This is a genomic window from Streptacidiphilus rugosus AM-16, from assembly GCF_000744655.1.
Classification (GTDB): domain Bacteria; phylum Actinomycetota; class Actinomycetes; order Streptomycetales; family Streptomycetaceae; genus Streptacidiphilus; species Streptacidiphilus rugosus.
Genome location: NZ_JQMJ01000004.1, coordinates 5,872,148 through 5,898,229, shown reverse-complemented (window position 1 = coordinate 5,898,229; position 26,082 = coordinate 5,872,148). Strand labels below are relative to the sequence as shown.

The following is a 26,082-nucleotide window of genomic DNA, read 5'->3' as shown; positions in this document are numbered from 1 at the left end:
AATCCGGCGCCCACGGACCCGCGACGCCCTGCCGCGGGCCGGATCCGACTGCCCCCACCCGACTGCCCTGCCCGAGGCAAGCAACGGTCGGCCCCCGACGGCCGACACGAAGCGCTGAGACGAGAGTGAGCCACGACCCGTGCACGCACTGACCTACGAGCGACGGCGTCTCACCGGCGTGCGCTCCACCTGGCTGGTCCCCGCCCTCGTGCTGCCGGTGAGCGCGGCCGTGGCGGAGTTGACGCTGCGTCGGCCCGCCCTCGCCGCCAACGGATCGGCCGTCGACCCGGTGCAGGTGCTCACCGCGGGGCTCCCGCTGCTGCCCCTGCCGGTGGCGGCGCTCGGGGCCGGGGTGATCGGCGCGCTGTCGGCCGGACACGAGTTTCGCTACCCGGCCCCCGGCGCGCTGCCGCGGCCGTTGCGGCGCAGGCTCGGGTTGATCCTGGCGAAGCTGCTCGTCGTCGGGCTCTTCGCAGCCCTTCTCGGGGTGGGCACGCTCGCGGTCGACGGTCTGCTGCTGCACCTTGGGAACCACGCGGCCGCCGCTCCGCTCGAGGCGGCGGCCCGGCACGGGCGGCTGCCGACCGCGCTCGGCGGTTATCTCGCGCTCGTGGTCGCCGGCGGCTGGATCGGACTGCTCGGCGCCGCCCTGCTGCGCAGTGCGGCTGCCGGGGTGCTGCTGCTGATCACCGTGCCGATCCTGGCGGAACCGATGGCGGTGGCGTTGCTCGACCGTGGGGCCCTCCAGTCAGGCGGCCTGGGTGCGCTTCGCCGCCACGAGCTCTTCCCGGTCGACGCCACGCACGCGTGGCTCTACGGGGCGCTCTCGGGTCTCCACAGCGGCACCGTGGTGTCCGAGGCGGGGCTCGCGGTCGCCGTGGCCGCCCCGGTGGGGCTGCTTCTCCTCGCCTACCTGCTGCTGCTTCCGCGCCGCAGCGCGCTCTGACAGCCTTGCTCCGAGGCCACCGTCGCCGCAGCTGCGCGCCCCGGCTTCCTGGCCTCGCGGCACCCTGGCTGCGACTCACACCCCGCCAACACCGCCGATTCCGCCAACACCCGCCGCCCGCCGACCACGGCCCGGCCGACGGCCACGGACTCCGCCCGACGCTCCCTCGCCGACCGAGACCGCCGTCGGCGTCCAGCGCCAGCGCCGGGGCACAGGGGACAACGCACAGCGAGAAGTAGGCGATATCACCCGATATGGCGTCAATTGTGTAGCAATGGGCGATCACCCTTTCGTGTGCTTTTCACGAAATTCCTCAAGCGCGCGCGTCGCATCGCCGACAAAGGAGACGTGAGTACCGTTGCGCACCCCACGATGCCCCCCGCCCAGATGACGTCCACTCAGCTGGACCGTTTCTCCGTCGCTGCACCACACGCCGCGTCCCACGGCACGCCTCATCCCGCGCCCGGCCCCGCGCTGCACTGGGAGACCGACCCCGAGCTCGGCCGCCCCGGACGGCGGGCCGCCGGCAGTCGCGGCCGCGGCCTGCACGGACAGCTGGTCCAGCAGCTCGGCCAGATGATCGTTTCCGGTGACCTCGGCGCCGACCGCCCGCTCGTTCCCGAGGAGATCGGGCAGCGCTTCGAGGTCTCCCGCACGGTCGTGCGCGAGTCGCTGCGCGTGCTGGAGGCCAAGGGCCTCGTCAGCGCGCGCCCGAACGTCGGGACGCGGGTCCGCCCCGTCGCCGACTGGAACCTCCTCGACCCGGACATCATCGAGTGGCGCGCCTTCGGCCCCCAGCGCGAGGACCAGCGCCGCGAGCTGTTCGAGCTGCGCTGGGCGATCGAGCCGCTGGCCGCCAGGCTCGCCGCCGGACACGGCCGGGACGAGGTCCAGCAGCGCCTGCACGACATGACCGAGATCATGGGCCACGCCGCGGCCCAGGGCGACGCGCTCACCTACGGTCGCGCGGACGCCGAGTTCCACGCGGTGCTGATGGAGATGGCCGGCAACAAGATGCTGGAGCACCTGGCCGGGATCGTCGGCTCGGCGCTGCACGTCTCCGGCGGACCGGTCACCGCCTGCGACCGCCCGTCCGAGCCCTCCGTCGGGCTGCACGTCCGGCTGGTGGACGCGCTCGCGACGGGGGACGGCACCGCGGCCGAGTCGGCGATGCGGGCGCTGCTCACCGTCCACCCGGAGGTCGACCCGCTCGTCCCCGGCCCCCGCGAGCACTGAACGCCCCGCGGTACCCCCGCCCGGCCGCCACCCGTCGTGATCTTGAGGGTGGCGGCCTTCCCTGTCTCTGCGGGCCCCCGGCTTCCGGGAACGGGCCCGAGCGCTGAGCGATTCAGGCGACACTCGGAATGACGGACCATCTGGCATCGTTGAACGGGGTACACCTCAACAACGGCAACCAGCCGGGCATTGTGACCTGCACCACGTAAGTGGGGCGTAACACTTTGCCGCGCGGAGCGATGTGTACCAGGGCGGTGACTGATTCGGTCGGTTCCGCCAGCTCCAGCCAGTACCACAGCACTGAAGTTTCCAGAGGGCCGCCTTCGCGGCCGGCCTTCTGTCCACTCACGTCCGAGAGGTTGTTCGTGTCGGCCAGCACATCCCGTTCCCTCCCACCTGAGATCTCCGAGTCCGCCGCTCTGATGGCGCTCATTGAGCGGGGTAAGGCACAGGGGCAGATCGCCGGCGATGACGTGCGGCATGCCTTCGAGGTGGACCAGATCCCGGTCACCAAGTGGAAGAACGTCATGCGCAGCCTCAACCAGGTCCTCGATGAGGAGGGTGTGACGCTGATGGTGAGCGCGGCGGAGTCGTCCGCCCCCAAGCGCCCCCGGAAGAGCGTCGCGGCGAAGAGCACTGTCACGAAGACGACGGCGACCAAGTCCGTCGCTCCGCGCCCTGCGGCTGCCGCGAGCACGACCCGTACCGCTGTTCCGCGTGCCGCCGTGGCGGCCCCGGTGTCCACCTCCGTCTCCGAGACCGTCGCCGCTCCGGTCGCGGTCGAGGCGGTCGTGACCGGCGGGACCGAGGCGGCGAAGAAGGCCGTGGCCAAGAAGGCCGCTCCCGCCAAGAAGGCTGCTCCTGCCAAGAAGACCGCCGCGAAGAAGACCGCGGCCAAGGCTGCTCCCGGCAAGGGCGAGGGCGCCGAGGGCGAAGAGGCGCTGGCCGGCGAGGACGAGCTGCTCGAGGAGACGGCCGCCGCCGCTCCGGCCGAGGGCGAGCCCGCCGAGGGCGAGGAGGAGTCGGAGGGCTTCGTCCTCTCCGACGAGGACGAGGACGACGCTCCGGCGCAGCAGGTCGCCGTGGCCGGCGCCACGGCCGACCCGGTCAAGGACTACCTCAAGCAGATCGGTAAGGTCCCGCTGCTCAACGCCGAGCAGGAGGTCGAGCTCGCCAAGCGCATCGAGGCCGGTCTCTTCGCCGAGGACAAGCTGGCAGCCGAGGACAAGCTGGCCCCGCGTCTGCAGCGCGAGCTGGAGATCATCGCCGAGGACGGCCGCCGCGCCAAGAACCACCTGCTGGAGGCCAACCTCCGCCTGGTGGTCTCGCTGGCCAAGCGCTACACCGGTCGCGGCATGCTCTTCCTGGACCTGATCCAGGAGGGCAACCTCGGTCTGATCCGTGCGGTCGAGAAGTTCGACTACACCAAGGGCTACAAGTTCTCGACCTATGCCACCTGGTGGATCCGTCAGGCGATCACGCGCGCCATGGCGGACCAGGCCCGTACCATCCGCATCCCGGTGCACATGGTCGAGGTCATCAACAAGCTGGCCCGCGTCCAGCGCCAGATGCTCCAGGACCTGGGCCGCGAGCCCACCCCGGAGGAGTTGGCCAAGGAGCTGGACATGACGCCCGAGAAGGTCGTCGAGGTCCAGAAGTACGGGCGCGAGCCCATCTCGCTGCACACCCCCCTCGGTGAGGACGGCGACAGCGAGTTCGGTGACCTGATCGAGGACTCCGAGGCGGTCGTCCCGGCCGACGCGGTGTCCTTCACCCTGCTCCAGGAGCAGCTCCACTCGGTGCTGGACACCCTGAGCGAGCGCGAGGCCGGCGTGGTCTCCATGCGCTTCGGTCTGACCGACGGTCAGCCGAAGACCCTGGACGAGATCGGCAAGGTCTACGGGGTCACCCGTGAGCGCATCCGCCAGATCGAGTCCAAGACCATGTCGAAGCTGCGCCACCCGTCGCGCTCCCAGGTGCTCCGCGACTACCTGGACTGACCGGTCCGACGCCCCGGCGCGAGCCGGGGCGTCACCCGTAGTGCACATGTGCCCATCGGCCACCTCGCGTGGCGGGTGGGCACGTTGCGTATCCGGACGCCTACGCTGTGGCGCGACAGGAGTGTGCGCGGCGGAAGGATCACGGTGGGAGCACGTACGAGGTCACCCAGGCGGAGGCGCGCCCTGCTCGTCCTGCTCGCCGCGCTGCCCACGGCCCTGGCCGTCCCCGCGACGCCTGCCTCCGCCATCGTGGGAGGCGTGCGGGCGAGCACGGGGGACGATCCGTGGATGGTCGCGGTCGCCAGCCGCTCCGTCTACGGAGGCACCCGCTCCGGGCAGTTCTGCGGCGGCACCCTGATCAGCCCGACCAAGGTGGTGACGGCGGCGCACTGCCTGTACGACGAGTCGACGCTGCAGCGGGTGGACCGGCCGGATCTCAAGGTGATCGTCGGCCGGACCGATCTCACCACCGACGCGGGCGAGGAGGTGCCGGTCGTCTCCACCTGGGTGGATCCGGACTACGACATGTCCACCAACATGTGGGACGTGGCGGTGCTCACACTGGCCGTCCCGCAGGATCCGCACCGGGTGCTGCCGATGGTCGCGCGGGGAGCCGGCGCGCCCTACGCGGCGGGAACCACCGCGACGGTCTTCGGCTGGGGGGATCTGACCGGCAACGGGTCCTACCCCTCGACGCTGCACCGGGTGCAGCTGCCGATGATCGCGGACACCACCTGCGCCGCCGACTACCACTCCGGCTCCGACGGAACCTTCGACCCGCGGGCCATGGTCTGCGCCGGCCGGCAGACCCTGGGCGGTCGGGACGCCTGCCAGGGGGACAGCGGCGGCCCGTTGGTGGTGGCCGGCAAGCTGGTCGGCATCGTCTCCTGGGGCACCGGCTGTGCGGAGCCCGGGCATCCCGGCGTCTACACCCGCCTCTCGGCGATGGTCGACGCGGTGCGCGGCCAGCTCTGAGGCGAGACGGCTCTGAGGCGAGACGGCTCTGACACGAGACGGCACGAGCACGGGACAGCTCTGACGCGAGCCGCCCTGGAGCCCGGCTCGACCCGGATGTGAGATGCGCGACAGGGCGGGCAGACGACCGGCCCGGCGGACGACACGGCAGTGGGCGGTGGACCTCTCGGTCCACCGCCCACTGCTTCTGACAGCTCTGTTCAGCTCGTCGTCATCACCAGCGCGCCGACATTGCCCAAGGGCTCGGCGCTCAGCGCTCGTCCGGCTCGGCCGAGGCGGAGGTGGTGGCCGTCAGGCGGCCGCTCTCGTCCTGTATCTCGGCGGCGATCTTCTTCAGCTCAGGCTCGAACTTGCGGCCGTGGTGAGCGCAGAAGAGCAGCTCTCCACCGGACGCGAGCACGACGCGGAGGTACGCCTGGGCGCCGCAGCGGTCGCAGCGGTCGGCAGCGGTCAGCGGGGTCGCGGGGGTGAGAACGTTAGTAGTCACGTCGCCTCTTCTCTAGCTCGACGAGCTGTCTTACCAGGGTCAACATCCAACCAGGCTGTTTTCGTTCCCGCTCGGCTTTTGTTTTTGAGCGGTGGTTCCGGGGCTTCGGTGGATGGAGACGGCGGTCTTGGTGTCGATGCTGTCTTCGGTGCGGTGGATCTGTGGTGCGTTGTTGTAGTGGAGGACGTGCCCGGAGCGCGAACGGTTCATGCCTGCCGCCGTGGTGACCTTTGCATCACTCGAACGTGTTATCGAACGTCCGTGCGAGGTGCGCGTAGCATAAGCCACAACTTGGTGGAAGCAATAGCCCCAGCCCACGCACCGGTAGCCTGCATCCCGGCAGCATTCCTGCCATGGTGCCTTGGCCCCCCGGCTCGAAGCCAGGGAAGGGGCTCTTGTTCGCAGCAAGCAGAAGTCGAAGCAGCCGAAAAAGCGAAGAAGCAGCAGAAGCAAGAGAGCAGCAGAGGAGCATCACGCGCGTGACCGCCGAACCGACCGTGCCCGCCAGCGCCCCGAAGGACGGGTCCAACTACACCGCGCGGCACCTCCTCGTCCTTGAGGGCCTGGAGGCGGTGCGCAAGCGCCCGGGTATGTACATCGGCTCCACCGACAGCCGGGGCCTGATGCACTGCCTCTGGGAGATCATCGACAACGCCGTCGACGAGGCCCTCGCAGGCTTCTGCGACCACATCGACGTGCTGCTGCACGCCGACGGCTCGGTCGAGGTCAGGGACAACGGCCGTGGCATCCCGGTCGACGTCGAGCCCAAGACCGGCCTCTCCGGCGTCGAGGTCGTCATGACCAAGCTGCACGCCGGCGGCAAGTTCGGCGGCGGGTCCTACGCCGCCTCCGGTGGCCTCCACGGCGTCGGCGCCTCCGTGGTCAACGCCCTCTCCGCCCGGCTCGACGTCGAGGTCGACCGCAGCGGCCACGTCCACGCGATGAGCTTCCGCCGCGGAACGCCGGGCGCCTTCAAGGGGGACGGCCCGGACGCCGACTTCGCCCCGGCGAACGGCATGACCAAGGCGAGGAAGGCGCCGCGCGGCAAGACCGGCACCAGGATCCGCTACTGGGCCGACCGCCAGATCTTCCTCAAGGACGCCAAGCTCTCCCTGGAGAACCTGCACAACCGCGCCCGCCAGACCGCCTTCCTGGTGCCCGGCCTCACCATCGTCGTCCGCGACGACCGGGCGGTGGACGGCGCCCCCGTGGACGAGCAGGTCTTCCGCTTCGACGGCGGCATCACGGAGTTCTGCGAGTTCCTGGCCCCGGACAGGCCGGTCTGCGACATCCTGCGCCTGACCGGGCAGGGCACCTTCAAGGAGACGGTGCCGGTCCTGGACGAGCTCGGCCACATGACCCCCACCGAGGTCGTCCGCGACCTCGGCGTGGACATCGCCCTGCGCTGGGGCACCGGCTACGACACCACCGTCCGCTCCTTCGTCAACATCATCGCCACGCCCAAGGGCGGCACCCACGTCAGCGGATTCGAGAAGTCCCTGGCCAAGACGGTCAACGAGGCCCTGCGCGGGGCCAAGCTGCTGCGCGTCGCCGAGGACGACATCACCAAGGACGACGCCCTCGAAGGGCTCACCGCCGTGGTCACCGTCCGGCTGGCCGAGCCGCAGTTCGAGGGGCAGACCAAGGAGGTGCTCGGCACCTCCGCGGCCCAGCGGATCGTGGCGGCCGTGGTCGCCAAGGAGCTCAAGGACTTCCTGACCTCGTCCAAGCGGGACGCCAAGGCGCAGGCCCGCACCGTGATGGACAAGATCGTCTCGGCCGCCCGCACCCGCGTCGCCGCCCGTCAGCACAAGGACGCGCAGCGCAGGAAGACCGCGCTGGAGACCTCCTCCCTGCCCGCCAAGCTCGCCGACTGCCGCAGCGACGACGTGGAGCGCAGCGAGCTGTTCATCGTCGAGGGAGACTCGGCCCTCGGCACGGCCAAGGTCGCGCGCAACTCCGAGTTCCAGGCCCTGCTGCCGATCCGCGGCAAGATCCTCAACGTCCAGAAGGCGTCCGTCTCGGACATGCTGAAGAACGCCGAGTGCGCGGCGATCATCCAGGTCATAGGGGCCGGCTCGGGCCGCACCTTCGACATCGACCAGGCCCGCTACGGCCGCGTGATCATGATGGCGGACGCCGACGTCGACGGCTCCCACATCCGCACGCTGCTGCTGACCCTGTTCCAGCGCTACATGCGACCCATGGTCGAGGCCGGCCGGGTCTTCGCGGCCGTCCCCCCGCTGCACCGGATCGAGCTCACCAACCCGCGCAAGGGCCAGGACAAGTACGTCTACACCTACTCGGACAACGAGCTGCGCAACACGCTGCTCGAACTCCAGCGCAAGGGCCAGCGCTGGAAGGAGCCGGTCCAGCGGTACAAGGGCCTGGGCGAGATGGACGCCGACCAGCTGGCCGAGACCACCATGGACCCGCGCCACCGCATCCTGCGCCGGATCAACCTGGGCAACCTGGAGGCGGCCGAGCGCACCTTCGACCTGCTCATGGGCAACGACGTCGCGCCGCGCAAGGAGTTCATCGTGGACTCCGCCGCGCTGCTCGACCGCTCGCGCATCGACGCGTAGCGGGCGACGGGGCCGGGCTCCGGCCCGGGCGAGCTCCACCCGGGGGTGGAGAGGCGAGCGGCACCGCCTCTCCACCCCCTTCTCCATCCCTGCTCCGAGGCCCGGAAGCCGGCCGGTCCCTACCGTCGAAGATGTCGGCGGGAGCCCCCGCGGACGGTCGGAGAAGCCGAAGCAGGAGTGATTCAGATGCCCGCCGTCGCCAATGCAGTAGTGATCATCGCGGTGGTCGCCTACGTGCTGGTCCGCCAGTTCCAGGCCCGGCAGCTCAGCAACAACACGCGCCGACTGCTGCTCGTCCCGGCCGTGCTCGCCTTCCTTGCGCTGCGCGATCCGCACCTGCTCGACCCGAAGCACCAGGCACTCTCCGTGGCCTTCCTGATCGTCGGCGTCGTCCTGGAGATCGGCCTCGGCGCCGTCTGGGGCTTCACCACCCGGATCTGGCAGGGCGAGGACGGCCGGATCTGGTCCAAGGGCACCAGGGCCAGCTTCTTCGCCTGGATCGGCATGATGATCGTCAGGATCGCCCTCTACGCCGCCGCGGCCTCGTTCGGCATCGCGCAGGGTCAGTCCGGGCTGCTGCTGGCCCTGGCCGCCCTGCTGCTGGTCCGCGGCGCGGTGGTGACCTGGCGGGCCCGCGAGTTCGCCCCGGCGTACGGTAGCCCTGCCCGCGCACTCTGAGCCGGGCGCCGGGCGCAGAAAGAGACGGACGACCCCACGTGGAAAGCTGGACCGACTGGCCGTCCCCGGAGGCTCTCTCCAGGGACGGCCTCGCCGCGGGTCGCCGCTGGGTGGGCCTGATCGCCCGGGTGGCGGGCCTGGGCGCGGCAGTGTGGATCACCTTCGCCGGCCACGGGCTGACGATGCCCCAGGTCATGGTCGCGCTGCTGGTCACCGTCGTCGGCCTGCTGGCCTTCTGGGGCTTCATGAGCTCCGCGCCGCGGATGAGCCTGCCGCGCAGCCTCACCTGGCTCGGCCTGGTCTACGTGATGGCGATCCTCGCCGCCCTGAACCACGCGCCGGTCATCGGACTTGTGCTGATGTGCCTGATCGCGGTCCGGTCGGTCCAGACGCTGCCGCTCGTCGTCGCCGCCCCCGCCACGCTGCTGGGCGCCGTCGTCTTCCTGATCGTCAGCCCGCCCAGCATCGGGCACTGGGAGAACCTGCTGAGCATTCTCGGTCTCGGCGTCCTCGGCTACGTCACCCGGCTCGACTGGGAGTCGCGGGCGCAGACCCAGCGCGCGCTGGTGCAGGAGCGTGCGCTGCGCACCGCCGAGGCGGAGTCCGCCGCCCTCGCCGAACGGGCCAGGATCGCGCGCGAGATCCACGACGTGCTGGCCCACAGCCTCTCCGCCCAACTGGTGCATCTGGAGGCGGCCCGCCTCATGCTCGACGCGGGCGCCGAGCGCGAGGCGGTCAGGGAGCGGATCGTCGCGGCGCGGGGCATGGCCAAGGACGGCCTCGACGAGACGCGTGCCGCACTCTCCGCGCTGCGTGGGGAGTTCACGCCGGTCGGGGAGTTCCTGGCGAAGCTCGCCGACGCTCAGGAGGCCGAACTCGAGGTGGTCGGCACGCCGCGTCCGCTGACGGCCGAGGCCGGGGTGACGGTGCGGCGCACGGCCCAGGAGGCGCTGACCAACGTCCGCAAGCACGCGCCCGGCGCGCAGTGCACGGTCCGGTTGTCGTACCTCGACGGTACGGTCGAGCTCGAGGTGGTGAACCGGGGCGGGCTGCCCGAGGGGGAGTTGGCGGCGGAGCTCGCAGGGTCGGGGAGCGGCCTGGGGCTGCTGGGGATGCGCGAGCGGGCCGAACTGCTCGGCGGAGCCCTGGAGGCGGGCCCCACGGCCGAGGGGTTCAGGGTGCTGTTGCGCGTCCCCTGTTGATCAGTTCGCGGATTACGATGACTCGGGTGGAGAGTCAGCCGGTTCGGGTGGTGGTCGCGGACGACCAGCAGGTGGTGCGCGAGGGCATCGTGATGCTGCTGAGCCTGCTGCCCGGCATCGAGGTCGTGGCCGCCGCGGCGGACGGCGAGGAGGCCGTCGCCCTCGTCGCGCGGCACAGCCCGGAGGTGGTCCTCATGGACCTCAGGATGCCGCGCTGCGACGGGGTCGAGGCGACCCGCCGGATCCGGGCGGAGCATCCCGGGACGGCCGTGATCATCCTCACCACCTACGCGGACGACGACTCCCTGTTCCCGGCCCTCCAGGCAGGTGCGCGCGGCTACCTGACCAAGGACGCGGGCAGCGAGGAGATCGCCCGCGCCATCCAGGACGTCCGCTCCGGCGCGGCCGGCCTCTCGCCCCAGGTGCAGGCCCGCCTGCTGGAACGCCTCGCGACGCCCGAGCCGACCCCGCCGCAGCCTGCCGCGCCGACGGCGGACCCGAAGGCGGCGCAGCCGCAGCCGCCCGCTGTCCTGCCGGACGGGCTGACGGGGCGGGAGGCGGAGGTGTTGGGTCTGATCGCGGCCGGGCTGTCGAATGCCGAGATCGCCGAGCGACTGTTCGTCAGCATGGCCACGGTGAAAACCCATATCAACAATCTCTTCGCCAAGACCGGCGTCAGGGATCGTGCACAGGCGGTCGGGTACGCGTACAAACACGGACTCCATCACCTAATGGAGTGAACGTCCGTACACCGGACCATGTTGGTCTTCTGCGCTCCCCATTCTTGTGGCGTGAGTCCTCAAGAACTAGCCGATCAAGCGCAGACGGAATCCACCGAGCCGGCGGATTCGTTCGACTGGTGGTCCGCGCCGCCAGCCTCCCGCGCCAGGCAGCAGACGCGGAAACCCGAGCAGGACCGGGTGCAGGAGTATCGGTCCGGTTCCGAAACAGACCACGAGCCGGCCCCTGGCGCCGACCCCGGAGCGGACTCCGAAGCCGACTCCGAAGCCGAGTCGGCACTCGACGCCGCCGGGATCTACCGTGCCGTCCACGACAGCCCGGAGTTCCGGGAGATCCGCACCCGGTACCGGCGCTTCGTCTTCCCTGCCACCGCCGCCTTCCTGCTCTGGTACCTGCTCTACGTGGTGCTGGCCGTCACCGCGCCGCAGTTGATGGCCCGTCCGATCGCCGGGCCCTTGAACACCGCCTGGTTGCTCGGTCTGCTCCAGTTCGCCAGCACCTTCCTGCTCACCTGGCTCTACGCCCGCCACGCGCGCGACCACCGCGACCGTGCCGCGCTCGGCCTGCGCTGGGAGACCCAGGACCGACTCCGGTGATGGCGCCGTCCGCGCCGCGGCGCTCGCCGGAGTCCAGCGCACGCTTCCCGAGGGGGGATTGACCATGGCCGCAGGACTCTTCGTGCTCGTCGTCCTGGTGACGCTCGGCATCACCTTCTGGGCCGGGCGGCGCGGTCACGCCGCGGAGGACTTCTACGCGGGCGGACGCGGCTTCAGCCCTCTGCAGAACGGTTTCGCCATCAGCGGCGACTACATGTCCGCCGCCTCCTTCCTCGGCGTCACCGGGCTGATCGCGCTCTACGGCTACGACGGGCTGCTCTACACCATCGGCTTCCTGGTGGCCTGGCTGATCGTGCTGATGCTGGTGGCCGAACTCGTCCGCAACTGCGGGCGCTACACGATGGCCGACGTGCTCTCGCTGCGGATGCGCCGCCGCCCGGTCCGTGCCGCGGCCGGGGTCGCCTCCATCGTCGTCTCGCTCTTCTACCTGCTGGGGCAGATGGTCGGAGCCGGCACCCTGGTCTCCCTGCTGCTCCACCTGCACTCGCCCGCCGCCCGCGCCTGGTCGATCGTGGCGGTCGGGGTGCTGATGGTGATCTACGTGACGGTCGGCGGCATGCGGGCCACCACCTGGATCCAGATCGTCAAGTGCGTGCTGCTGATGGGCGGAACGATCCTGCTGACCGTGCTGGTGCTGCTGCGCTTCCACGGCGACGTCGGTTCGCTGATGCGCGCCGCGGCGAGCGGGAGCGGGCAGGGGAACGCCTACCTCGTCCCTGGCCTGCGCTTCGGGCACACCCTCACCGACCAGTTGGACTTCGTCAGCCTCGGACTGGCCCTCGTCCTGGGCACCGGCGGGCTGCCGCACATCCTGGCCCGCTTCTACACCGTCCCGACGGCGCGCGCCGCCCGGCGCTCCGCGATGTGGGCGATCGGACTCGTCGGCTGCTTCTACCTGATGACGATCGTGCTCGGGCTGGGGGCCGCCGCCCTCATCGGCGCGCCCGCTCTCCGCGCCGCGAACGAGGCCGGGAACACGGCCGTTCCGCAGTTGGCCGACTCGCTGGGCGGAACGATTCTCTTCGCGCTGACCTCGGCCGTCGCCTTCGCCACCATCCTTGCCGTGGTGGCCGGTCTGACCATGGCCTCCTCCACCTCCTTCGCCCACGACCTGTGGGCCCGCGCCTTCCGTCACCCCGACGAGGAGCCGCCCACCGAGCGGCAGGAGGTGGTCGTCGCCAGGATCGCGGCCGTGGTGATCGGCGCGATCGCGATCGTGCTGAGCCTGTACGCGCAGAAGCTGAACGTGGCGCTGCTGGTCGGCATCGCCTTCGCGGTCGCGGCCTCGGCCAACCTGCCCGCCCTGCTCTTCAACCTGTTCTGGCGCCGGTTCACCACCCGCGGCGCGGCCTGGGCGATCTGGGGCGGGCTCGTTCCGGCGCTGGTCCTGGTGGTCTTCTCGCCCGTCGTCTCGGGAACCGCCGCCGCGATCTTCCCCGGTGCGCACTTCGACTGGTTCCCGTTGCAGAACCCCGGGCTGGTCTCGGTGCCGTGCGGCTTCCTCTGCGGCTGGCTGGGCACGGTCACCTCCCGCGAACGGGCGGAGCCGGACGCCTATGCCGAACTGGAGGTCCGTTCCCTGACCGGCGCGGGTGCGGTGTGACCGTCGGACCTCGCCCGGCAGACCGCGCCCGCGTGCGCACGACAAGACCCCCGGGCGCGACGGGGGAGGCGCGCCCGGGGGCGATTCCAGCGTAGTCCTCTCGTGCCCGAAGAGTGAGTCCCTTCGGCTTTTCGTGCATTACTCACGGTTCTGCGCATTCTGCGCATGGTGACAGGGGTAGGCAAAGCGCCTCCCACCAGGCACAATCGCCGGGACATGGGCGTGGCAACGGGGCTTTCGCCCCAGAATGCCCGGTGGAGGCCGTCTTGTTCGCCCGACGTAAGCTCTCCACCCGGATCCTGGCCGGTCAACTGCTGATCCTGGCCGTGACCAGCGTGATCGGCTTCGTCCTGCTCGCCTTCGCCCAGCGGGACGAGTACGACAGGGTGAACGAGCAGCGGGCACTCTCGATCGCGCAGATCGCCGCCGAGGATCCCCGGATCGTCACCGCCATGGAGCTCGGCGACCCGGGCATAGGCCCACGCGGAGTGGTGCAGGAAGCGGCGAGCAGCATCAGGGCGGCGGCGGACGCGACCTACGTGGTCGTGATCGACCGGGACAAGGTGCGGCACTCGCACCCCCTCGCGCAGTTGATCGGCGTCCGGATCGAGGAACCGGTGGTGGCCTTGGACGGCCAAAATCACCTGGTGATCGACAACGGTGCGACCGGTCGCTCCGCAAACGCGCGCACCCCGCTCAAGGACGACGCCGGCCGGATCATCGGCGAGGTATCTGTCGGCATCAACGAGCGCCAGGTCACCCGAGAACTGTTCGGCGAGCTGTCCGTCTTCGCCCTCTACATCGGCGCGGCTCTCGGCGTCGGGGTCCTCGCCTCATACGCGCTGGCGCGTCGGCTCAAGCGGACCACGTTCGGCCTGGAGCTGGAGGAGATCGCCGGGCTGCTCCAGGACCGCGAGGCCATGCTGCACGGCATCCGCGAGGGCGTGCTGGCCTTCGACCCGAGCGGGCGGGTCAGCGTGGTGAACGACGAGGCCAGGAGGCTGCTCGGGCTCGGCACGGCGCTCGGTTCGCGCCTGGAGGAGCTGCTTCCCGACGGGCGCCTGCGGCGGGCGCTGGCCGGTGACCTCGGCCCCGACGAGATCCATGTCCTCACCGACAGCCACTGCCTCGCCGTCAACCGGATGCCGGTCGTGCTGCACGGCCGGGCGCTGGGCGCCGTCGTGACGGTCAGGGACCGGACCGAGATCGTGGGCATGCTGCGGGAGCTGGACTCGGTGCGCGGTCTCACGGACGCGCTCCGCGCGCAGCAGCACGAGTTCGCCAACCGCATGCACACCCTCGCCGGGCTGCTGGAGCTCGGCGAGCAGCAGGAGGCACTCGACTACGCCGTCGAACTGGCCTCGGCCGACCGTTCCCGTGCCGAGGAGGTCCGCGAGCGGATCGGGAACTCGCTGATGGTCGGCCTGATCGTGGCCAAGTGCACGGTCGCCGCCGAACGCGGGGTCGAGCTCACCCTGGATCCGGAGTCCAAGCTCGGCACCGACCCCGGTCATCTGCGCCGACTGCTCACCGTCGTCGGCAACCTGCTCGACAACGCCGTCGACGCCGCCGCCGGGAGCCGGCCCGCGCAGGTCCAGCTGCTGGTCGCCGAAACGCCCCGGTCGATCACGGTCCGGGTGCAGGACACTGGTCCTGGGGTGCCGGACGAGGCGCTGCCGCACATCTTCGAGGACGGGTACTCCACCCGGCCGGACCGCGGCACCGCCCGCCGCGGGCTGGGCCTGGCCATGGTGCACCGCCTGGTCACCCGGCACGGCGGCGAGATCGTGGTGAGCGCCGGCCCCGGAGCGGTCTTCACGGTCCGGCTGCCGCTGCCGGACTCCGATCCGGCCCCGCTCGGCGCGGTCTTCACCGCCGCGCCGCCGGTGCTCGCACTCGACGGAGGAGGGACCCGCTGGTGATCAGGACGCTCGTGGTGGACGACGACTTCAGAGTGAGCGGCATCCACGCCGCCTACGTCGCCAAGGTGCCGGGCTTCGAGGTGGTCGGACAGGTCGCGACGGTCGCCGCGGCGCTCGAGGGCGTCCGGACGCTCCGTCCCGATCTGCTGCTGCTCGACGTCTACCTGCCGGACGGCACGGGCTTGGACGTGCTGCGCCGTCTCGCCGCCGGTCCGCCCGCCCCGCACCCCCCGGCCGTGCCCGGGCAGGTCGGCGCGCCCGCCCTCAGCGACGCTCTGGGCGGAGGGCCCTCGCCGGAAGGCCCGGGCGCGCCCGCCTCCCGCCCGGACGCGATCATGATCACGGCCGCCCGCGACCTCAGCTCGGTCCGTGAGGCCATGCAGCTGGGCGCGGTCGGCTACCTGGTCAAGCCCTTCGGCTTCGCCGCGCTCGAACAGCGCCTCGCCGCCTACGCCGAGCTGCGCCAACGCATGGAGGCCCTCGGACACAGCGGGGAGACCGACCAGGCCGACGTCGACGCCCTGTTCAGCGCGGGCCGCTCCGCGCCGCTGCCGTCGATACCGGCCAAGGGTCACTCCGCGCCGACGCTCGCTCTGGTGCGGGACGCCGTGCGGACGGCGAAGCGTGACCTCTCGGCCGCCGAGGTCGCCGAACTGACCGGCGTCTCACGGGCGACCGCGCAGCGCTACCTGTCCTACCTGGTCCGCGAGGGCCTGGCCCGGCTGGAGCTCCGCTACGGCACCACCGGCCGCCCGGAGCACCGCTACCGCTCGACCGCCTGATCCTGCTCCGCTCTCCGGCCTGACGCTACGCCTGACGGCATCCGCCCGACGCGAACGCGCCGTGCAGCGGCTCCAGGGTGACCACGTCGAAACGGTCAGGACGGGTCGGGGCCTTCAGGCAGCTCTCCGGGCGAGCGGGCTCGGCGACGGTGCGGCGGACCCTGGCTCGCCAGGCGCGCCCGTCGACGTGGGTGACCCGGACCGTCCAGCCGTCCGGCACGTCCTCGGGGTGGCCGGTCGGGTCCGCGACCTGCTCGACCGTCAGGTCGTCGACGCCCTCCACCGCGTAGGCGCGGCGCACCGCCAGTTCGGCCGCCTGACCCGGGCGCTCCCAGAAGCTCCGGCCGCGGCACCACTCCGGCATCACCTGGCCCGCCCGGGTGGCCTCCAGCACCTCCTTGGCGGTGTGCGCGGAGAGCCGGCCGTAGGCGTAGCCGTGCGGCAGCACCAGCATGGTGGGCGAGAAACGGTGGCCGCCGAGGTGGGTGACCTCCCAGACCTGGGCGTGACCGGCCGCGGCGAGTTCGGCGGCGAGGGGACGCCCCAGCAGCGCGCAGCAACGGTCGCGCCGACCGTTCGTGCAGACCAGCGCGAGCGGGTCGCCCTCGTAGCGTTCGCCGAAGGCGGGCTCCACACCGGCGCCCGTCGCGGCGAAGTCCAGGTCGAGCAGCTCCGCAGGATCGGCCAGGCGCGCCTCGCGGACCCAGCCGCCGGCCGTCGAACCCGGCGCCGCGCCCGCCGGGCGGGCGAGCCCGGTGTGCGCGAGAAACACGGTGCGCTCCCCGGTCGGCGGGCGGTCGGCGTGCTTGCCGGGCCGGCGGATCAGCGCGATCTCCACCCCGGTGCCCCGGGCCTTGCGCTGCAGGGCGCGGCCGAGGTCCGGGTGGAAGTGGCTCTCCGTGACCGCCCGCGGTCCCCAGGGGCCGGACTGCTCGATCACCAGCCAGGCGGCAGCCCGGGGCGCGGTGCCCGCCAGGGGCTCCGTCAACTCCCGTGACACAGTCGTACAGATGCTCACGCTGGCAAGGGTAGCCTTACCAGCCTCGACTGTGACTATCGGATGTGGCGAGCGGGTTGGTCACCGTGGTCCAGCGGTCGCCGACCGGACCACCGGGGAGGCCGTCGAGCCGCATCAGCGTGAGCGCCTTGACCGGCAAGGGCTCCGCCAGCAGCGCCCGCCGGTCCTCACCGTCGGTGAGCAGCAGCTCGGCGGCCCGCCGTGCCTCGGCGGCCACGGCGTCCCACAGCCGGGCCTCCTCCCTGCGGTCGCCGCCGCCGAAACCGGAGACCAGCCCCCCGAAGCCGCTCCCCACCAGCGAGCCGAGCAGCTTGCGCCGCAGCACCACGGGATCGTCGTCGACCACGTGCCCGCCGACCGCCGGATGGGCGATCCCGGCCCGTGCGAGCCTGCGCGGGCTCACCCGGATGTCCGCCAGGTCCCGGTAGACCAGGCGGACCGGCCGGTCGGTCTCGTCCAGCACCAGCAGCAGGTTCTGTCCGTGCGCCTCCAACGCGACGCCCCAGTCCAGCAGGCGCAGCAGGGGCGGCCAGGTCAGCCGGGCGAAGCCGGCGAGCCAGGCGGCCGCGTCCACGGTCTTGACCGGGTGGGCCGCCAGCGCCGCGAGCGGGACCACGCGCTCGCCGACCGCGAGGCCCAGCGCGGGGGACTCGCGCACGATCGCCGCCAGGTCGGGGCTGGGCTCGCCGTCGACCAGGGCGGCGCAGGCGGCCAGGTTCCTGGTCACGGTGAGGCTGCCGTCGAGTCGCGCCACGACGGCCTCCAGCAGCCCTGAGACGGCCATGGCGTTGCGGACCGAGGCCCCGGAGATGTCGCGGACGGCGGAGGTCATCCGCAGCGACAGCGAGGTCTTCAGGTGCGGGCCGCCGTCGACCGGCGCGAGGGTGCGGACGGACATCAGGGGCGCGGCCGTCACGCGCTCCGGGCAGCAGACGGCCCGGGCTCCGGCTGCGGCTCCGGACAGGGCTCCGGCCTGGGTTCCGGCCGGGGCCCCGGGCATGGCGGCCGTGGTCGCGAGGCCGAGCGCGGGCAGGACCTCGCGTGCCTGCCAGGGGTGGACCGGGAGCAGCACATGGCCGTCCTCCCGCAGGCGCGCGGGCCAGTCGCCCACCAGCAGCGCCCGCTCCAGCGGCAGTCGCAGCAGTTCCAGCTCGACGTCCGCGCCGTGCTCGGGCGCGAAGGCCAGCTGGTCGGCCACGGAGAAGCCGGGGCGGCTGCGGCAGCAGGGGTGGTACGGATGACCGTCGACGACGGAGCGTTCGGCGTCCTCGAGCGTGCCGAGCAGGTCGACTCCGTCGATCCCGCCGAGCGGGGCCGGCGTCACCCCACCGCGCGCGCCCGCCCGTGCTCCGGCCCGCGACAGGGCCAGGGAGACGACGCTGTGCTCGATCTCCGCCAGCAGCGTCGCCGAGCCCGGCAGCCGCAGCGTCTGCAGCAGTGCGGCCGGATCGGTGAAGCCGACGCCTCGCAGGCTGACCGTGTAGCCGGGAGCCGGAGCGTCGATGTCGTGGGCGCGGCGCTCCGGGCCGCTCAGCGCGGCGCGGTCGGCGGGGTCGAGCGGCAGGGGCTCCAGCAGCAGCGCCCGCCACAGCCGCGCGAGCACGGCGGCGCGCGCTCCCGGAAGTTCGGCGGCGAAGGCGGCGTCGAGGGCCGGGCGGACGCGGTGCAGTTCGGCGGCGAAGGCGATCTCGGCGGGGCGGGCGAACGGCGGGGAGGCGGACGGCGGAGCGGGTGTGGAGTCCGTGGCGCGCATGAAGGTGAGTTACCCCGGATTGGGAGAGGATGCGTCTGGACAGATCATCGTCTGTCGGATTCACGGGGACAAACCGTCCCCGCGCGGCGGCGGTGCGGAGGCGGGCATGGACGAGAAGGCAGCCACGGAGGTCCAGGGGCACCCCACGGGGAGGGCGACGGCAGGGTCCGCCACGACGGCAGGTTCGGCGACGACGGCCGGGTCCGTCACGGCGGCAGGGTCCGGGGCGCTCGGGGGCAGCGGAGCGTCCTGGGGGACCGGGGTGGAGCGGGCCTGGGCCGGCTGGCGGCCCGAGGAGGCGACGGCGGCGACCGCGCTGCTCAACTGCCTGGTCAGGGAGCTGGCCGAGCCCCGTCCCTGCGGCGCGCCCGGCTACCGGCTCACCGGAACCGGCCGAACCCTCACCGTCGGCCACGGACGCTGGCCGCAACCGCCGCTGAACCTCGACGGCGACCCGATCGAGCCGGCCGACGGCCTCGACGCCCTGGTCGGCCTGGTCGAGGAGGAGGCCCGCGCGCGCACCGGCGTCGACAACCCCACCCTGGGCGCGGAGATCCGCGACAGCAGGGACGTGGTCGCCGCGCTGCTCGCGGCCAGGGAGGCGGCCGCGGCGCGGGACGAGAAGCCCGTCGACGACCTGTACCTGCGCTCCGAGCAGGCGTTGCTGGCCGGACACCGCTACCACCCGGCGGCGAAGACCCGCGGCGGGGGAGTCCCGGTCGGCTGGCTGCCGTACGCGGCCGAGGCCGGTGCTCACTATCCGCTCACGCTGCTCGGCGTCCGGGAGGATCTCCTGGGTGGAGAGGGCTCGACCGGGGCGATCGACGCGCTCTGGGGCAACGCCGCGCCGCCAGGCTACCGGGTGCTGCCGGCGCACCCGTGGCAGCTGGCGTTGCTCGGCGCGGAACCCGGCCCGGCACGGCAGCACGCGGCGGCGCTGGCGGACGGCAGCCTCCTGCTCCTCGGCGAGACCGAGGAGCAGGCCTGGGCGACCTCCTCGCTGCGCACCGTCTACCTCCCCGACGCGGACCTGGCGCTCAAGTTCAGCCTGGAGGTGCGGATCACCAACGACATCCGCCGCCTCTGGCTTCGCGACCTGCGCTGGTTGCAGCCCGTGGACGAGGTGCTCGCGTCCCTGCCGATCGCCCCGCTGATCTTCGCCGACCAGGGCTACCGCACGCTCGCCGGTCACGGCGAGGACGGCTGGGAGGCCTATGCGGTGCTGCAGCGCCAGGGCTTCGGCCGACGGGTGCGGCCGGGGCTGACGCCGCTGCTCGCCGCCGGGGTCAGCGAGGGCTTCCCCGGCAATCCGCTGGACGCGCTCGGCCCCGACCAGGCCCTCGCCTGGTGGCGCCGCTACGTCGAACTGCTCGCGAGGCCCGCGCTGGAGGCGCTGCGCGAGCACGGCGTGGTGCTGGAGTGCCACCTGCAGAACGTCCTGGTGGCCGTCGACGAGCAGGGGCAGCCGGGGCAGGTGCTCTTCCGTGACCACGAGGGCGTCAAGCTGACCGCGGACCGGCACGCGGCGCTGTTGGCACGCTTCGGCTCTGACGTGCCGACGCCGGGCGTCAGCGCCGAGAAGGGCAGGGACCGGCTGCTGTACTGCCTGGTGGTCAACAACCTGCTGGAGATCGCCGGCGCCGTCGGCGCGCGGCACCCGGCGCTGACCCCGGAGCTGTGGCCGGCGGCACGTCAGATCCTGTCGGACTACCGGGAGTTGCTGTCCGTCCCGCACATCCCCGGCAAGACCAATCTGCTGCTGCGCTGGCTCGACGCGGACGGCGGCGACTCCGCCTACACGCCGCTGCCCAATCCGCTCGCGGGCTGAGGCCGGGGCCGGGCGGGAGGCCGGGGCCGACGCTCGGGCCACGGCGTTCGGAGCCGGGGCGGGCCCCGGGCCGGCGCCCCGTGCACGCAGGCGCGCCCTCGGACCGGGACGCGGGTGGCCGACGCCGTCCGTCGCCGCGTGGGAAAGGAAACGCCGTGCGGCGCGGGAGGTCCCGCGCCGCACGGCGTACTTCGGGATGGCCCTGCGGCCCCGGCCGCTCGCTACACCGGGCCGGCCACCGCCGAGATCTCCTTCGCCAGCGGGACGCCGGACCCGTCACGGCGCGGGTCGCGGTGCGGCAGCTCCGCGGGCGAGCCGTTGGCCGTCGCCGCGCGGGCGGGCGTCGGGCCGGCCCACGCGAAGACCAGTCGGTCCTCGCCCTTGAGGAAGCGCTGGCAGCGCACGCCGCCCGTGGCGCGTCCCTTGCGCGGGTACTGCTCGAAGGGCGTGGCCTTGGCCGTCCCCTGGCCGAGCCCGTCGAGGGCGTCCGTCGCCCCGGCGACCGTCACCACCAGCGCGTCCTGGGCCGGATCCACCGCCGTGAAGGAGATGACCCGCGCGTTGTCGGTGAGCTTCACACCCGCCATGCCCGCGGCCGGGCGGCCCTGCGGGCGCACCTGGCCCGCCGGGTAGCGGAGCAGCTGGGCGTCGTCGGTGATGAAGACCAAGTCCTCCTCGCCGGTGCGCAGTTCGACCGCGCCGACGACCTTGTCGCCGTCCTTCAGCGTGATGACCTCGAACTCGTCCTTGTTGTCCGGCCAGTCCGGCACGACGCGCTTGACGACGCCCTGCTCGGTGCCGAGCGCGAGCCCCGGCGAGGACTCGTCGAGCGTGGTCAGCGCCAGCGCCGTCTCGCCCGCGTCCAGCTTGAGGAACTCGACGACCTTGGCGCCGCCCGCCAGCGCGGGCGCGTGGGCGCTCGGCGGCAGCTGCGGCAGGTCGATCACGGGGAGCCGCAGCACCCGGCCGATGCTGGTCACGACACCGATGTGGCCGCGGGCCGTGGCCGGCACGGCGGAGACGACGACGTCGTGGCGGGCCCGCTTGCCGCCCTCGTCGGGGCCGCCCCCGTCCGTCCCGCCACCCGCGTCGGCGGAGGCGTCAGGGCCGAGGTCGGCCGTGCGGGCCAGCAGGCCGGTCGAGGAGAGCATCACCCGGCACGGGTCGTCCGCGACCTCCAGCGGCACCGCGACCGCGGCGACCGCGCCCGCCTCCAGCAGCACCGTGCGGCGCTCGGTGCCGAACTTCTTCGACACGGTGGCGAGTTCGTCGGAGACGACCTTGCGCAGGACCGTGTCCGACTCCAGGATCTCGGTCAGCTCGGCGATCTCGGCGTGCAGCTTGTCCTGCTCGGCCTCCAGCTCGACCCGGTCGAAGCGGGTGAGCCGGCGCAGCGGGGTGTCCAGGATGTAGGCGGTCTGCGTCTCGGAGAGCGAGAAGCGCTCGATCAGTCGCTCCTTCGCCTGGGCGGCGTTGTCGCTCGATCGAATGATCGCGATGACCTCGTCGATGTCGATCAGCGCGATCAGCAGGCCCTCGACCAGGTGCAGCCGGTCCTGACGCTTGCGGCGGCGGAAGTCGCTGCGTCGGCGCACCACCTCGAAGCGGTGGTCGACGTAGACCTCGAGCAGCTCCTTCAGGCCCAGCGTCAGCGGCTGGCCGTCGACCAGGGCGACGTTGTTGATGCCGAAGGTCTCCTCCATCGGCGTCAGCTTGTAGAGCTGCTCCAGCAGCGCCTCCGGCACGAAGCCGTTCTTGACCTCGATGACCAGGCGCAGACCGTGCGCACGGTCCGTCAGGTCCTTGATGTCGGCGATGCCCTGGATCTTCTTGGAGCCGACCAGATCCTTGATCTTGGAGATGACCTTCTCCGGGCCGACGGTGAACGGCAGCTCGGTGACCACCAGCCCCTTGCGGCGCGGGGTGACGTCCTCGACGGTGACCTTGGCACGGATCTTGAAGGTGCCGCGGCCCGTCTCGTACGCGTCCCTGATGCCGCCGAGACCCGCGACGATGCCGCCGGTCGGCAGGTCGGGGCCGGGGATGAAGCGCATCAGCGCGTCCAGGTCGGCGTTCGGGTGCCGGATCAGGTGGCGCGCGGCGGCGACCACCTCGGTCAGGTTGTGCGGCGGCATGTTCGTGGCCATGCCGACCGCGATCCCGGTGGCGCCGTTGACCAGCAGGTTCGGGAAGGCCGCAGGGAGCACCTGCGGCTCCTGCTCGCTGCCGTCGTAGTTGGGCGAGAAGTCGACCGTGTCCTCGTCGATCGACTCGACCATCGCCATCGCGCCGGCGGTCAGCCGGGCCTCGGTGTACCGCATCGCGGCCGGCGGGTCGTCGTTGCCGAGCGACCCGAAGTTGCCGTGGCCGTCGATCAGCGGAAGCCGCATCGAGAACGGCTGGGCCATGCGCACCATGGTGTCGTAGATGGCCGTGTCGCCGTGCGGGTGCAGCCGGCCCATCACCTCGCCCACCACGCGGGCGCTCTTGACGTGGCTGCGCTCGGGGCGCAGCCCCATCTCGTTGGCCTGGTAGAGGACTCGGCGGTGCACGGGCTTGAGCCCGTCCCTGGCGTCGGGGAGCGCCCGGGAGTAGATCACCGAATAGGCGTACTCCAGAAAGGAGCCCTGCATCTCGTCCACCACGTCGATGTCGAGGATGCGCTCCTCGAAGTCCTCGGGCGGAGGGGTCTGCGAACTGCGGCGGGCCATCGCGGCGGCGCTCCCTTGGACGGCATGTGCGCCCCCGGAAGTGGCTCCGGGGAGGCGTCATGTGCTGGCACGGTCGGCACCATTCTGGACCAGGCTGCTGACAAACCCGTCCACCGAGTCCCCCCTGGTGCAGCACAATGGGGTTTTCCTGAGATTGACTGCGACGATTCACTGCGACGACTCGCTCCGGGCACCGCGCCCCTGGGCGATACGCACAGCAGCAGACCGGAAGGAACGACGCGGATGGCCCAAGGCTTCACCATCAGCGAGCACACCCTGGCCAACGGCCTTCGGGTGGTGCTCTCCGAGGACCACCTGACGCCGGTCGCCGCCGTCTGCCTCTGGTACGACGTCGGCTCGCGCCACGAGGTCGCGGGGCGCACCGGCCTGGCGCACCTCTTCGAGCACCTGATGTTCCAGGGCTCGGCGCAGGTTGCCGGCAACGGTCACTTCGAGCTGGTCCAGGGCGCGGGCGGCTCGCTCAACGGGACCACCAGCTTCGAGCGCACCAACTACTTCGAGACCATGCCGGCGCACCAGGTGGAGCTCGCGCTCTGGCTGGAGGCGGACCGGATGGGCAGCCTCCTCGCCGCACTCGACCAGGACAGCCTGGACAACCAGCGCGCGGTGGTGAAGAACGAGCGCCGCCAGCGGTACGACAACGTGCCCTACGGCACCGCCTTCGAGCGGCTCACGGCGATGGCCTTCCCTGACGGTCACCCCTACCACCACACCCCGATCGGCTCGATGGCGGACCTGGACGCCGCGACGCTCGGCGACGCGCAGGACTTCTTCCGCACCTACTACGCCCCGAACAACGCGGTGCTCTCCGTGGTCGGCGACATCGACCCCGAGCAGACCCTGGCCTGGGTGCAGAAGTACTTCGGCTCCATCCCCGCGCACGACGGCAAGCGTCCGCCGCGCGACGGCAGCGTCGTGGTCCGCAGCGGTGAGCCCCTGCGCGAGCACGTGGTGGCCGAGGTGCCCTCGCGCGCGGTGATGCAGGCCTACCTGCTGCCGCAGGACGGCACCAGGGAGTCCGACGCCGCCGACCTGGCGCTGACGGTGCTCGGCTCGGGCGAGTCCAGCCGCCTCTACAACCGGCTGGTCCGCCACGACCGGCTCGCGGTGACGGCCGGCTTCGGCCTGCTGCGGCTCTCCGGCGCGCCCTCGCTGGGCTGGCTGGACGCGAAGACCTCCGGCGAAGCGACGGCGGAGGCGGTCGAGGCCGCCATCGACGACGAGCTGGCCCGCTTCGCGGCCGACGGCCCGACGGCGGAGGAGGTCGAGCGCGCCCAGGCGCAGATCGAACGCGAGTGGCTGGACCGGTTGGACACGGTGGGCGGCCGGGCGGACGAACTGTGCCGCTACGCGGTCCTGTTCGGCGACCCGAAGCTGCTGAACCAGGCGCTGTCGCGGGTGCTGGACGTGACCGCGGCGGAGATCCAGGCCGTCGCGCAGAAGTTCCTGACGCCGGACAACCGCGCGGTGCTCACCTACGAGCCCGTCCAGTCCGCCGCCCCCGGCGCCGACGACGAGTCCGCCGCCGCTGAAGACGAGGAGGGGCAGGCATGACCATCGCCTCCACCATGACCTTCCACCCGCGTCCCGAGGCCGGGCAGCCGACCCCGTGGAACTTCCCCGCGCCCACCCGCGGCACGCTGCCCAACGGGCTGACCGTGCTCCGGTGCGACCGCCCCGGTCAGGCGCTGGTGGCGGCCGAGCTGATCCTGGACGTGCCGCTGTCGGCGGAGCCCTCGGCCCAGGAGGGCGTGTCCACGATCCTGGCCCGCGCCTTCTCCGAGGGCACCGAGTCGCTGACGGCGGAACAGTTCGCGGCCGAACTGGAGCGGGCCGGTGCGACGCTGGACGCGCACGCGGACCACACCGTGCTGCGGGTCTCGCTGGAGGTCCCCGCCTCGCGTCTGGAGCGGGGTCTCTCGCTGCTGGCCGACGCGGTCAGGATCCCGGCCTTCCCCGAGCACGAGATCGAGCGCCTGGTCGCCAACCGCCTCGACGAGATCGTCCACGAGCAGGCCAACCCGGCCCGGCGCGCGGCGATCGCCTTCTACGGCGAGCTGTTCGACGCCGGCGACCGGCTGTCGCGTCCGCGATCGGGAACCGCCGAAACGGTCGGCGCGATCGATCGGGCGGCGGTGGCTTCGTTCTACGAGCGGCACGTCCGTCCGGCGACCGCCACGCTCGTCGTGGTCGGCGACTTCTCCGCCGTCGGCAGCTCGGGCAAGGACCTCGACGCGGTGCTCGACGCCACCGTGGGCCGGTGGACCGGCACTCCGGGCGAGCATCTGACCCCGGCGCCGGTGCGCGGCGACGACACCGGCCGGGTGATCGTGATCGATCGACCGGGTTCCGTGCAGACGCAGCTGCTGATCGGCCGGATCGGCCCGGACCGCCACGACGACACCTGGGCGGCGCAGATCCTCGGCACCTACTGCCTGGGCGGCACGCTGACCTCCCGGCTGGACCGGGTGCTGCGGGAGGAGAAGGGCTACACCTACGGCGTGCGGGCCTTCGCCCAGCCGCTGCGCTCCGGGGCGGACGGCGAGGGACGGGCGCTGCTGGCGATCTCCGGCTCCGTGGACACCGAGTCGACGGCCCCGGCGCTCGCCGACACCTGGCAGATCCTGCGCACGCTCGCCGCCGAGGGCCTCACCGACGAGGAGCGCGACATCGCCGTGCAGAACCTCGTCGGCGTGGCGCCGCTGCGCTACGAGACCGCCTCGGCGGTCTGCGCGACCCTGGCCGACCAGGTCGAGCAGGAGCTTCCGGACAACTACCAGGCCGACGTGTACCGCCGACTGGCCGAGACGACGACCGCGGAGGCCACCGCGGCCGTGGTCGCGGCCTTCCCGCCGGAGCGCCTGGTCGCGGTCCTGGTCGGCGACGCGGCCTCGATCGCCGCGCCGCTGAAGGACCTCGGCCTCGGCGAGGTCACGGTGGTGTCGGGCTGACCACCCCGACGCCGGACCGAGCGCCC

General features: G+C 72.2%; 20 protein-coding genes. 15 read left to right on the top strand and 5 right to left on the bottom strand.

The genetic code is table 11. The features are described 5' to 3' along the window. Positions 1 to 139 precede the first annotated feature (139 nt). Both BS83_RS35805 and BS83_RS35800 read left to right on the top strand, forming a co-directional pair. Positions 140 to 946, top strand: a complete 807-nt coding sequence (locus BS83_RS35805) for a hypothetical protein (protein WP_037607475.1) — start codon at positions 140 to 142, stop codon at positions 944 to 946. Positions 947 to 1,240: 294 nt separating this feature from the next. Beyond that, entirely contained in the window at positions 1,241 to 2,182 is a 942-nt protein-coding gene (locus BS83_RS35800; protein WP_037607474.1) for a FadR/GntR family transcriptional regulator, read from the top strand. A gap of 112 nt (positions 2,183 to 2,294) precedes the next feature. Here the strand turns inward: BS83_RS35800 and BS83_RS45980 are convergent, their stop codons facing one another. Continuing rightward, positions 2,295 to 2,561, bottom strand: a complete 267-nt coding sequence (locus BS83_RS45980) for a hypothetical protein (RefSeq protein ID WP_037607473.1) — start codon at positions 2,559 to 2,561, stop codon at positions 2,295 to 2,297. Between BS83_RS45980 and BS83_RS35790 the strand changes: the two genes are divergently transcribed. Next, positions 2,542 to 4,182 (top strand): RNA polymerase sigma factor, encoded by a 1,641-nt coding sequence (locus tag BS83_RS35790; protein ID WP_084714644.1) that lies wholly within the window; start codon positions 2,542 to 2,544, stop codon positions 4,180 to 4,182. The two genes, BS83_RS45980 and BS83_RS35790, sit on opposite strands and share 20 nt — an antisense overlap. A gap of 144 nt (positions 4,183 to 4,326) precedes the next feature. Continuing rightward, positions 4,327 to 5,157 (top strand): S1 family peptidase, encoded by an 831-nt coding sequence (locus tag BS83_RS35785; protein WP_051944646.1) that lies wholly within the window; start codon positions 4,327 to 4,329, stop codon positions 5,155 to 5,157. Positions 5,158 to 5,407: 250 nt separating this feature from the next. Here BS83_RS35785 and BS83_RS35780 read toward each other — a convergent pair whose 3' ends face one another. Then, positions 5,408 to 5,644, bottom strand: a complete 237-nt coding sequence (locus BS83_RS35780) for a DUF7455 domain-containing protein (RefSeq protein ID WP_037607471.1) — start codon at positions 5,642 to 5,644, stop codon at positions 5,408 to 5,410. A 479-nt stretch (positions 5,645 to 6,123) separates the two neighbouring features. Between BS83_RS35780 and BS83_RS35775 the strand changes: the two genes are divergently transcribed. The 8 genes from BS83_RS35775 (at position 6,124) to BS83_RS35740 (ending at position 15,774) form a co-directional block, all read left to right on the top strand. Further along, positions 6,124 to 8,229, top strand: a complete 2,106-nt coding sequence (locus tag BS83_RS35775) for a DNA gyrase/topoisomerase IV subunit B (RefSeq protein ID WP_037607470.1) — start codon at positions 6,124 to 6,126, stop codon at positions 8,227 to 8,229. A 186-nt stretch (positions 8,230 to 8,415) separates the two neighbouring features. Further along, entirely contained in the window at positions 8,416 to 8,907 is a 492-nt protein-coding gene (locus BS83_RS35770) for a CcdC protein domain-containing protein (RefSeq protein ID WP_037607469.1), read from the top strand. A 38-nt stretch (positions 8,908 to 8,945) separates the two neighbouring features. Beyond that, on the top strand, positions 8,946 to 10,109 hold the full coding sequence (locus BS83_RS35765) for a sensor histidine kinase (protein ID WP_037607468.1): 1,164 nt from the start codon (positions 8,946 to 8,948) through the stop codon (positions 10,107 to 10,109). Between the two features lie 26 nt (positions 10,110 to 10,135). Further along, positions 10,136 to 10,849, top strand: a complete 714-nt coding sequence (locus tag BS83_RS35760; RefSeq protein WP_232248606.1) for a response regulator transcription factor — start codon at positions 10,136 to 10,138, stop codon at positions 10,847 to 10,849. Positions 10,850 to 11,029: 180 nt separating this feature from the next. Beyond that, entirely contained in the window at positions 11,030 to 11,446 is a 417-nt protein-coding gene (locus BS83_RS35755; RefSeq protein WP_051944643.1) for a DUF485 domain-containing protein, read from the top strand. Positions 11,447 to 11,510: 64 nt separating this feature from the next. Continuing rightward, the gene (locus tag BS83_RS35750) at positions 11,511 to 13,070 is read left to right on the top strand and encodes a solute symporter family protein (protein ID WP_037607466.1); all 1,560 of its coding nucleotides are present in this window, start codon (positions 11,511 to 11,513) and stop codon (positions 13,068 to 13,070) included. A 266-nt stretch (positions 13,071 to 13,336) separates the two neighbouring features. Then, positions 13,337 to 14,992: an ATP-binding protein gene (locus BS83_RS35745; protein WP_157597463.1), complete on the top strand. Its 1,656-nt coding sequence runs from the start codon at positions 13,337 to 13,339 to the stop codon at positions 14,990 to 14,992. Continuing rightward, positions 14,989 to 15,774 (top strand): response regulator, encoded by a 786-nt coding sequence (locus BS83_RS35740; RefSeq protein WP_037607465.1) that lies wholly within the window; start codon positions 14,989 to 14,991, stop codon positions 15,772 to 15,774. The genes BS83_RS35745 and BS83_RS35740 overlap by 4 nt, the downstream gene beginning before the upstream one ends. Positions 15,775 to 15,799: 25 nt before the next feature. Here BS83_RS35740 and BS83_RS35735 read toward each other — a convergent pair whose 3' ends face one another. Then, a complete protein-coding gene (locus BS83_RS35735; RefSeq protein WP_037607464.1) occupies positions 15,800 to 16,792 on the bottom strand; it encodes a sucrase ferredoxin in 993 nt (330 codons plus the stop codon). 16 nt (positions 16,793 to 16,808) lie between these two features. After that, positions 16,809 to 18,545: an IucA/IucC family protein gene (locus BS83_RS35730; RefSeq protein ID WP_037607463.1), complete on the bottom strand. Its 1,737-nt coding sequence runs from the start codon at positions 18,543 to 18,545 to the stop codon at positions 16,809 to 16,811. A 106-nt stretch (positions 18,546 to 18,651) separates the two neighbouring features. On the opposite strand from BS83_RS35730, the gene BS83_RS35720 reads away from it, so the two are divergent. Beyond that, positions 18,652 to 20,373 carry an IucA/IucC family protein gene (locus BS83_RS35720; protein WP_084714640.1) on the top strand — a complete coding sequence of 574 codons (1,722 nt, stop codon included), beginning with the start codon at positions 18,652 to 18,654 and terminating at the stop codon, positions 20,371 to 20,373. A gap of 221 nt (positions 20,374 to 20,594) precedes the next feature. On the opposite strand, the gene BS83_RS35715 is transcribed toward BS83_RS35720, so the two are convergent. Further along, positions 20,595 to 23,084: a DNA gyrase/topoisomerase IV subunit A gene (locus tag BS83_RS35715; RefSeq protein WP_037607459.1), complete on the bottom strand. Its 2,490-nt coding sequence runs from the start codon at positions 23,082 to 23,084 to the stop codon at positions 20,595 to 20,597. Between the two features lie 243 nt (positions 23,085 to 23,327). On the opposite strand from BS83_RS35715, the gene BS83_RS35710 reads away from it, so the two are divergent. Both BS83_RS35710 and BS83_RS35705 read left to right on the top strand, forming a co-directional pair. Then, positions 23,328 to 24,659, top strand: a complete 1,332-nt coding sequence (locus BS83_RS35710; RefSeq protein ID WP_037607458.1) for a M16 family metallopeptidase — start codon at positions 23,328 to 23,330, stop codon at positions 24,657 to 24,659. After that, positions 24,656 to 26,056 (top strand): M16 family metallopeptidase, encoded by a 1,401-nt coding sequence (locus tag BS83_RS35705; protein ID WP_037607456.1) that lies wholly within the window; start codon positions 24,656 to 24,658, stop codon positions 26,054 to 26,056. Before BS83_RS35710 ends, BS83_RS35705 begins: the two co-directional genes overlap by 4 nt. Positions 26,057 to 26,082 lie beyond the last annotated feature (26 nt).

What these genes read in the sequence shown, in the direction of transcription:
- BS83_RS35770 (WP_037607469.1), top strand. Translation starts at nt 8,416, where the DNA reads ATGCCCGCCGTCGCCAATGCAGTAGTGATCATCGCGGTGGTCGCCTAC.
- BS83_RS35750 (WP_037607466.1), top strand. Translation starts at nt 11,511, where the DNA reads ATGGCCGCAGGACTCTTCGTGCTCGTCGTCCTGGTGACGCTCGGCATC.
- BS83_RS35710 (WP_037607458.1), top strand. Translation starts at nt 23,328, where the DNA reads ATGGCCCAAGGCTTCACCATCAGCGAGCACACCCTGGCCAACGGCCTT.
- BS83_RS35730 (WP_037607463.1), bottom strand. Translation starts at nt 18,545, where the DNA reads ATGCGCGCCACGGACTCCACACCCGCTCCGCCGTCCGCCTCCCCGCCG.
- BS83_RS35720 (WP_084714640.1), top strand. Translation starts at nt 18,652, where the DNA reads ATGGACGAGAAGGCAGCCACGGAGGTCCAGGGGCACCCCACGGGGAGG.
- BS83_RS35705 (WP_037607456.1), top strand. Translation starts at nt 24,656, where the DNA reads ATGACCATCGCCTCCACCATGACCTTCCACCCGCGTCCCGAGGCCGGG.
- BS83_RS35715 (WP_037607459.1), bottom strand. Translation starts at nt 23,084, where the DNA reads ATGGCCCGCCGCAGTTCGCAGACCCCTCCGCCCGAGGACTTCGAGGAG.